Annotated in this window: 7 protein-coding genes and 1 pseudogene; 4 read left to right on the forward strand and 4 right to left on the reverse strand. The window is 62.9% G+C overall.

The window, feature by feature from the left end:
• Positions 1–160: 160 nt before the first annotated feature.
• The gene (locus ACX80G_RS02180) at positions 161–841 is read right to left on the reverse strand and encodes a LytR C-terminal domain-containing protein (RefSeq protein ID WP_459305325.1); all 681 of its coding nucleotides are present in this window, start codon (positions 839–841) and stop codon (positions 161–163) included.
• A gap of 52 nt (positions 842–893) precedes the next feature.
• Positions 894–1,181 (reverse strand): DUF3263 domain-containing protein, encoded by a 288-nt coding sequence (locus ACX80G_RS02185; protein WP_459305354.1) that lies wholly within the window; start codon positions 1,179–1,181, stop codon positions 894–896.
• Positions 1,182–1,323: 142 nt separating this feature from the next.
• Between ACX80G_RS02185 and ACX80G_RS02190 the strand changes: the two genes are divergently transcribed.
• Positions 1,324–2,088: a uracil-DNA glycosylase gene (locus tag ACX80G_RS02190; RefSeq protein ID WP_459305355.1), complete on the forward strand. Its 765-nt coding sequence runs from the start codon at positions 1,324–1,326 to the stop codon at positions 2,086–2,088.
• Here the strand turns inward: ACX80G_RS02190 and ACX80G_RS02195 are convergent, their stop codons facing one another.
• Positions 2,089–3,843: a threonine/serine exporter family protein gene (locus ACX80G_RS02195; protein WP_459305326.1), complete on the reverse strand. Its 1,755-nt coding sequence runs from the start codon at positions 3,841–3,843 to the stop codon at positions 2,089–2,091.
• Positions 3,844–3,891: 48 nt separating this feature from the next.
• Positions 3,892–4,965, reverse strand: coding sequence for a lipid II:glycine glycyltransferase FemX (locus tag ACX80G_RS02200; RefSeq protein ID WP_459305327.1), 1,074 nt, complete (start codon positions 4,963–4,965; stop codon positions 3,892–3,894).
• A gap of 120 nt (positions 4,966–5,085) precedes the next feature.
• Between ACX80G_RS02200 and ACX80G_RS02205 the strand changes: the two genes are divergently transcribed.
• The 3 genes and pseudogenes from ACX80G_RS02205 to ACX80G_RS02215 all read left to right on the forward strand — a co-directional run.
• The gene (locus tag ACX80G_RS02205) at positions 5,086–6,090 is read left to right on the forward strand and encodes an aldo/keto reductase family protein (RefSeq protein ID WP_459305328.1); all 1,005 of its coding nucleotides are present in this window, start codon (positions 5,086–5,088) and stop codon (positions 6,088–6,090) included.
• Positions 6,087–6,935, forward strand: a complete 849-nt coding sequence (locus ACX80G_RS02210) for an NAD-dependent epimerase/dehydratase family protein (RefSeq protein WP_459305329.1) — start codon at positions 6,087–6,089, stop codon at positions 6,933–6,935. The genes ACX80G_RS02205 and ACX80G_RS02210 overlap by 4 nt, the downstream gene beginning before the upstream one ends.
• Positions 6,936–7,162: 227 nt before the next feature.
• Positions 7,163–7,553 (forward strand): annotated as a pseudogene (locus ACX80G_RS02215) (hypothetical protein); the annotation flags it as partial.

Here is a 7,553-nt window from a genome sequence, read left to right on the forward strand (position 1 = left end):
GCCCGTCATCGCGGAGCCGGTGCAGGTACCCATCCGTTCCACAGCCGACGTCGAGCACTGACTCGGCAGCCATGCCGAGCGGCACATACGCCCCCGTCACTGGCATCCCACGAGTTCAGAAGGTTGTAGAGGTTCGCCGCTTCAGCGTCTGAGTACATGCCTACTGGAACCCGGGTCCGACAACCACAGTGATGTTGGGAGACACTTCGGTGGTCTCTACCAGGGTCGGAATCCTCAAGATGCCAGCCAATTCCTGTGCTGCGGCCAGCTGGGAGGCGTTGTTATAGAAGATCACTGAGGTTTGTGGTGGAACGCCACCCCAGTCAGCGATCTGGCCGACAGCCCAGCCTCCGCCGGAAACCCGGCCGGCAGCCGAGCCGGCCAGCCCGCCGATGCCGGTGGAGTTGTAGACGTTCACTGGCTGGGTTCGATCGATCGCCGTCGGGTCCTCGCCCGGTGATGGCGAAGTCGTCGTGGGCACGGTGGTCGGTGGCTCGGTGGTCGGTTCCTCGGACGGTCTTGCTTCGGGCGGACTTGCTTCGGGCGGTGAAGGCTCGAAGGTCTCGTCGTCGGGTGATAGCGAGGGTGACGGCTCCGACGTCGCAGTTTCGGAGGCAGGTGCGCTGGAGGCCCGACTGGACGCGGGCGCTGCGCCCTCGCCGATACCCAGCCGCGGGAGGATGAAGTACGCGGCCAGCCCGACGGCGAGCGCCAGCACTCCCACAATAAGTTTCAACGCCAGTCCGCTGGACCGCGGGGGAACCAGCCTCTCCCGGTGAACTCCCTGCCGCGATGCGGATTCGGGGATTTTGTCGAACTCGTCCCGGGGGTATTGGCTCATAATGTTGCGTAGTCCTTGAATATTGCCGCTGGAAAGAGGTCGCCTGGAGCGTTCAGATGTCAGCGCCGAGTCGGCGGGCCGAGCGCGCGCGCTGACGGGATGTACGTAGTCTACGCAGTCGTTTGACCAGCATGGGGTCGTGAGCCAACGCCGCCTCGGTATCGATCGTGGCGTTGAGGATCTGGTAGTAGTGGGTAGCCGACAGATCGAACAGCTCCCGGATGGCCTGTTCCTTGGCTCCCGAGTACTTCCACCATTGGCGTTCAAGGGCCAGCATCTGCTGCTCCCGATCTCCTAGTACGTCCGCCTTGCGGGGGCTCCCAGGTTCCGGGTGCACCACATTGTCAGCGCTCGCTGCCTCAGTCACTACCGATCGCCCCTTAGCTGGATGCAGCGTGCTGGCACGCCACCTGGTCTGCCCTTCATGGTAATTGGGAATAACACTGTTGTCATTTGGCGCGCTGGGGCACAAGGATGGGATGGTGTCGGATTACCAGAGCGCTCTCTTCCCCGAGCCAACCCCCTCCCCCAAACCGTCCACCGGTCCGGTCAGCCCTGCGTTCCCTTTCGCGGCACCGGCCCCGGTGGCCGATGTCGTCCATCCGTCCTGGGCTGCCGCCCTGGCGCCGGTTGAGCCACAGCTGCATCTTCTCGCTGATCGCCTGCGTGCGGAGGTCGACGGCGGCGCAGAGGTGCTCCCCGCTGCGCAGCACATTCTTCGGGCATTCAGCTACCCCCTGGATCAGGTCAAGGTGCTGATTCTCGGCCAGGACCCGTACCCGACGCCGGGACACGCCGTCGGGCTATCGTTTTCAGTAGCGGGCGCCACCCGTCCCCTTCCGAGGAGCCTGGTCAACATTTACCGGGAGCTCGCCGCCGATACCGGCGCCTCAGTTCCCGCTCACGGGGATCTTACGGGGTGGGCTGAGCAGGGGGTGCTCCTCCTGAACCGGGTCCTGACGGTGCGGGCCGGTGACGCCGCCTCGCACCGCCGACTGGGCTGGAATGTGGTCACCAGCGCGGCCGTCGAAGCACTCGTCGCCAGGAAACTGCCGCTGGTTGCTGTGCTGTGGGGGCGGGACGCCCAGCAGATCAAGCCGCTGCTGGGCGATACTCCGGTGATCGAGTCTGTCCATCCCAGTCCGCTGTCCGCATCACGAGGGTTTTTCGGCAGCCGACCGTTCTCCCGGTCCAACGCACTGCTTACTGAGCTGGGCGCCGATCCGGTGGACTGGCAGCTGCAGTAGCTAACGACGACGGTTGCGACGACGTTCGTTGCTGCCGACACCTTTCGTGAGCGGTCGGGCCAGGTTGTCACCAAGAACCACCCCGCCGGCAATGGCCAAGATGATGGTCAGTGCGTTAAACAGGCTGTTACTTCCGGCGCCCACCAGCTCGGCCTCGATGGTCAGTCCATACATTGACCTGAACACCATCAGCCCCGGATAGAGGAACATCACCGCAGGGACCGCCACGACCAGCTGTGGTGCGCCCATCCTCAGCGCCACCATCCTGGCCAGCATCCCGATCAGCACGGCAGCGATCGCAGGGGCCAACCGGTAACCTACCCCCAGCGTGACCACCAGCGAGTACAGCAGGAACCCTGTGACCCCGATGAGGGATGTGGGGAGGACCAGTTTCATGTCGGTCTGCTCCGCCACGCAAATCATCGCAACGGCGATGAAGACCAGCACTGCAACCACCGGCAGCGGGTAGAGGGATTCGGCCGACGTCGTCAACTGGAGTTCAGGGATACCGACCAACGCTCCCGCCACCAGGGCGACGGCGATTCCCGAGATGATTGCGGCGAACACCAGAAATGCTGATAGATACCTGCCAGCCGCCGTGACCGGGTACCCGTTGATCGCATCCTGGGTAGCCGAGACGAGACGACCTGTGGGTAGGAGCAACAAAATGCCGCCCACGACCACCAGCGACGGGGCTACTCCAATGTCGAGCCACCAGAAGAACATGGCGACGATAGTGACCATCCCCGCTGAAGTGGCGACGGCGAAGAATTCCGGGACCCGCCATTTCCCCAGCTGCCGGGACAGGAGGTCGACACCAATGCAGCTGGCGAAACTGATGAACGACTCCAGCGGACCACCGCCGATGAAACTCACGATGGCAGCACCGAAGATGCCGAACGCTGCGGTCACCATCCAGCGGGGGAAGGGTTTAGGTTTGTGGGTAATCTCATCCAGGCGCGCTGCGGCGTCGATCCGGGAGGTCCCGCCGTCGACGATGTCAGTCACGAGCTGGTGCACTTTCAGCAGACCGGCATAGTTGTTGGTCCACGAGCGGACAACACGTAATACCGTAACCGGGGCCTGGTCCTTCGCCGAGTAGTTGAGGATGACCGACTGGTTGGTGATGTCCACCTCAATGTTATCCAGCCCAAACGCTGCGGTGACCGCGATGATGCTGGTTTCAACTTCGAGGGCACCGGCGCCGTAGCGGAACATCGTCTCGGCCAGGCCGAGCGCGAAATCGAGGGTCCTGCGGGCGTTGATATCCGGACCGACGGCCTGGATCATGGGGTTGGCGTAGGGGCTGCCAGCCAACCGTTCCACGATGCTCATCGCCTGGGTGGGCGGCGCCTCTCCCTGGACCAGGCGTCGAAGCACCTTGCGGGCAGCGGCGTTTGACCGGTCCGGACGGACCGAGCGTGGTGTGGTGGGCAGCGCGTCGGTCGGTGTTGAGTATGTCCTGCGGTCGGGCTTCCCGTTTACCTGACGGGGCCGAGTCTTGGTTTTCGCCGTCGAGGCCCTGTCTGGTTTGCTGGTTGCCCGTGCGCGTCCAGTTGGCACCGGGCGTTCTCCGGTTGCCGGAGCGCCGGGGGTCCCTGGCAGCGAGTGGACCGGCCGGGCGGCCGGCGGGACGCCCGGCGGGCGCGAGCTGCCCGCGGTACCGGCGGTGGGGACGATCGGCAGCTGTTCTGCTACCGGGGCGGGGTTGGTGTTGGGGTTGCGGCCGTCGTCGGCCTCGGTCTTCTCACCCATGGGATTCACCCCTTCGTCCGGTGTGCCCGCGAGAAGCGGAGCTGGTGTTTAGTAGAACGGTTGGTGGTGTCTGCGCCAGTAGATTTGTCGAGCGACCCGTTCGCCAATGGCGTTCCACACCCGATACTTCCACGCACTGAGTGGCAGGTCATAACAGCCGACAAAGTCCGTCACAGTTCTGGTGAAACTGGTTTTGAACAGTCCCAGTCCGTGGTGCTGATGGGTGGGATCTTTGAGCCGGTCGCTGGGCGGGGTGCCGCAGAAGTCGTACTCCATAATCCCAAACTCTTCCTTCAGATCGTTGATGGCTTGCCACTGCACCAGATGGGAGTCACCGTACTGGGAACGCTTGGGTTTGGACCCGCCGTCCTTGTAGGTACCCTTCAACCCGTAGTTGATGACAAACGCTCCCACCGAAGGTTCGCCGTCCTCGTAGACGAAGTACAGTCGGCCCTGGCCTGCATCGGAGAAGTTCTTCCAGAACCGGCTGTAATAGTCGTAGGAGCGGAGCTTCGCGGCCGAGCGATCCTCAATGTGAGCCATCAGCCGGTACATGGTGCTGAAATTTTCGTCGGTGGGTTCCATCCGGCGCACTTCGACGCCCTCGCGGATGGCTCGTCTCACGGCATTGCGACCCCGCGAATGAAGATTGCGCAGCAACTGGTTCGGCTCCGGGGTGGTGTCAAGGATTGCTGTGTGATCGTTGGGTTGCAGGTCGAAGGTCTTGACCAGGCCCGCATTCAGGAACAGCCGGTCGACGTCGTCGTCGGCCGGGATGTCGGGTTCCACCTTCACGGCAAAGACTTTGTGCCGCCCGGAGCGGACCAGATCGCGGCAGGCATCCAGGATGGCTGGTACGTGGGCGGGATCCGCCACATCGGGACCCTTGATGAGGTACCAGAGGGCACCCAGGAGGGGCAGCCGCTTCTCGATCACCAAGTTGTACGTGGTGTAGTCCGGGCACTCGAAAACCAGGAATTGGAGGGTCCAGCCGTGGTGTGACTTCACTTCCGCGAAAGATGCCGACTGAAGAATATTTCCGCCGTTGGGGTTTGCTGTCACCAACGCGTCCCAATTGTCCCGCTCCTCGGCCGTGGCTAGACGCGCGGTGAACTTAACCAAAATCCCTCAATCAGTGGTGATACAAAGACAGTTCAGTGTAACGGTTGGCCCTGACGGCGACCGTCAGGATTCCCCCGGCGGCCCTCCCCATTCGTCGGCGAGTGCCATAGCATCGGAAGCATGGACTATCGATACCTCGGACATAGCGGATTCAAGATCTCGGAAATCACCTACGGCAACTGGCTGACCCACGGCTCGCAGGTGGAGAACGACGTCGCCACCCAGTGCGTGCGCGCGGCACTGGATGTGGGCATCACCAGTTTTGACACAGCGGATGTATACGCCAACACTGCCGCCGAGACGGTGCTCGGCGAAGCATTGAAGGGCGAGCGGCGCCAATCCCTGGAGATTTTCACCAAGGTGTGGGGACCCACCGGGCCGAAGGGTCCCAATGACGTCGGACTCTCCCGCAAGCACATCATGGAGTCGATAAACGGTTCACTCGAACGACTCCAGACCGACTATGTCGACCTTTATCAGGCGCACCGCTACGACCACGAAACACCCCTCGAAGAAACCATGCAGGCCTTCGCCGACGTCGTCCGCCAGGGCAAGGCGCTGTACATCGGGGTCAGCGAATGGGATGCGCGGCAGATCCGGGCCGGGCATGCGCTGGCGAAGGACCTGGGGTTTCAGCTGATTTCCAATCAGCCGCAGTACTCGATGCTGTGGCGGGTGATTGAGGAAGAGGTGGTTCCGGTATCGGAGGAGCTGGGGCTGTCCCAGATTGTCTGGTCACCGGTGGCTCAGGGTGTGCTGACCGGTAAGTACCAGCCGGGTGGAACTCCGGAGCAGGGATCGCGGGCTGCCGACGAGAAGGGCGGTTCGAACATGATCAAGCGATGGATGTCCGATGAGACTCTTACCGGCGTCCAGAAGCTCCAGCCGATCGCCGATGATCTGGGCCTGACGATGGCGCAGTTGGCTGTGGCCTGGGTACTGCAGAACAAGAATGTTGCAGCAGCGATTATTGGCGCGTCCAAGCCGGAGCAGGTCAAATCAAACGCGGTGGCGTCGAGCGTGACCCTTGAGCCGGAGGTGATGGCGAAGATCGAGGAGGCCATCGGCTCAATGGCCGAGACCGATCCCGCAAAGACCGTCTCGCCCGAGGAGCGGCCCGTATGAGGCTCGCGGTCACCGGAACCAGCGGCAAACTGGGGCGCACTGTCACGAAAGTACTGCGGGCGGCCGGCCATGAGGTGCTCGGAATGGATCTGCAGGGGGAACGGGACCCCGGGTTCCTGAAGATCAATCTGACCGATTACGGACAGGTTGTTGATGCGCTGATGGGCGTCGACGATCGGCACAGCGGCTTCGACGCCGTCGTGCACCTTGCGGCCATCCCGGCGCCCGGTCTCCAGGCGGATGTGGCGACCTTCCACAACAACATGCTGTCCACCTACAACGTGTTTCAGGGGTGCCGCAGGGCGGGAATCCGGAAGATTGTCTACGCCTCTAGCGAGACGGTGCTGGGCCTGCCGTTCGACGAGGATCCCCCCTACATCCCCGTCGATGAGGAATACGCGGCCCGGCCGGAGAGCACCTATTCGCTCGTGAAGCACCTCGAGGAGGAGATGGCGATCCAGCTGACGCGTTGGGATCCGCAGTTGAGCATTACGGCGTTGCGGTTCTCCAACGTCATGGATCCCGAGGATTACGTCGAGTTTCCGTCCTTTGATGAGGATGCGATGGCCCGAAAATGGAATCTCTGGGGGTACATTGACGGTCGCGACGGCGCGCAGGCGGTGCAGCGCGCGCTGGAGAATGCTGGCCCCGGCTTCGATAGGTTCATCATCGCGGCGGCCGACACGGTGATGAGCCGGTCGAGCGCATCCCTTGCGGCCGAGGTATTTCCTGACGTAGAAGTGGTCAAGGATGTTGGCGAGCACGAGACGCTACTCTCCATCGATCATGCTCGCAGTGTGATCGGTTTCGACCCGCAGCATAGCTGGCGGGACCACGTGGGTTAGCACTTCCGCCCCGCCGTCTTCCTTTCCCGTCCTCTTCGCCGAACCGTGAGCTCTGGTGGGTCATCGGGCCTGTGAGGGCCCGATCTAACGCCTCAGCGGGTGGGTTGTGGTTCCCTTTATGCCGCCGATCCAAAACTTTGATCTGCCAGGAAAAATAGTTCAAAATTCTTTTCCGGGTGCCTTCCTGCGGACCTTGTTTTGTCAGTGCCCGATGATGGAATGAAGGTATGAAAAGCAGTACAGCTTCTTCTACCGGAACGGGATTCGTTCCCGAATCCGGCCCGGACTCCGGCTCCAGTAGAGGGCCCGCAGATACGTCTGCGGGTACGTCCACTGGGGCGTCCGCGGGTGGGTCCTCGAACACGCCCGCGGGGGCTTCGGGCGGTTCTTCGGGGACGTCTGGTGGGGCGTCTGGTGGGTATGGTCCGGGTGGTCCGTTGGGCGTCGGCGCGGTGTGGACCGCCCCGGCAGCTGATCGGGAAGCGTCAGCTGATCGGCCGGTGTTGGTGGGCGGGGTGGCTGTGGCGGCGGTGGTCGGCCTGGATGCGGGGCGGACCCTGGACCTGATTAAGGATCTGGGAGGGTTGCGTTCCTGGGTTGATGCGCAGGAAGCGAAAG

Source organism: Arthrobacter glycogeni (assembly GCF_054510815.1).